The sequence below is a fragment of the Pseudomonas sp. UBA6315 genome (assembly GCF_002438125.1).
GTDB classification, from domain to species: domain Bacteria; phylum Pseudomonadota; class Gammaproteobacteria; order Pseudomonadales; family Pseudomonadaceae; genus Aquipseudomonas; species Aquipseudomonas faucium.
On the sequence record NZ_DJTF01000204.1, the window covers coordinates 1 to 561 of the forward strand.

Annotated in this window: 2 protein-coding genes; both read right to left on the reverse strand. The window is 65.1% G+C overall.

All coding sequences use genetic code 11. The features are described 5' to 3' along the window. Window positions 1–358, reverse strand: a 358-nt coding sequence (locus tag B3E94_RS24470; protein ID WP_286915554.1) for a 4Fe-4S dicluster domain-containing protein, incomplete at its 3' end; no start/stop codon positions are given. Further along, the coding region (locus tag B3E94_RS24475) for a hypothetical protein (RefSeq protein WP_286915555.1) at window positions 358–561 on the reverse strand (204 nt) is incomplete at its 5' end. The genes B3E94_RS24470 and B3E94_RS24475, both read right to left, overlap by 1 nt.

Below are 561 nucleotides of genomic sequence, written 5' to 3' on the forward strand. Positions count from 1 at the left end.
CGTTGGCGTGCTTGATGATCGCCCCCGGGCTCGGGCAGGCCTTCAGGCAACCTGGGTCGGCGCAGTGCATGCAGCCATCCTTGCGGATCAGCCACTCCAGGTTGCCGTCGTCGCGCTCGTGCTCGGTGAAGCGCATCAAGGTCCAGGTCTCGGCGGTGAGGTCCTGGGGGTTGTCGTAGGTGCCGTGGTTGTGGCCGACCTCGTCACGCAGCTCGTTCCACTCCGAACACGCCACCTGGCAGGCCTTGCAGCCGATGCACTTGGTGGTGTCGATCAGCTTGGCGACTTCCTGCTGCTGGCGTACCGAGGGCGGTACGGTGGTGGTGGCCGAGCGGGCGATGATGTCTTGGCTGGCCATCAGATTTTCTCCACTTTGACGAGGAACGACTTGGACTCCGGCGTCTGCGTGTTGCCATCACCGAGGAACGGCACCAGGGTGTTGGTCAGGTAGCCGTGCCGCGTTGCGCCGGTGAAGCCCCAGTGCAGCGGGATGCCGATCTGGTGCACGGTCTGGTTGTTGACCTGCAGCGGGCGAATCCGCTTGGTCACCACCGCCACCGC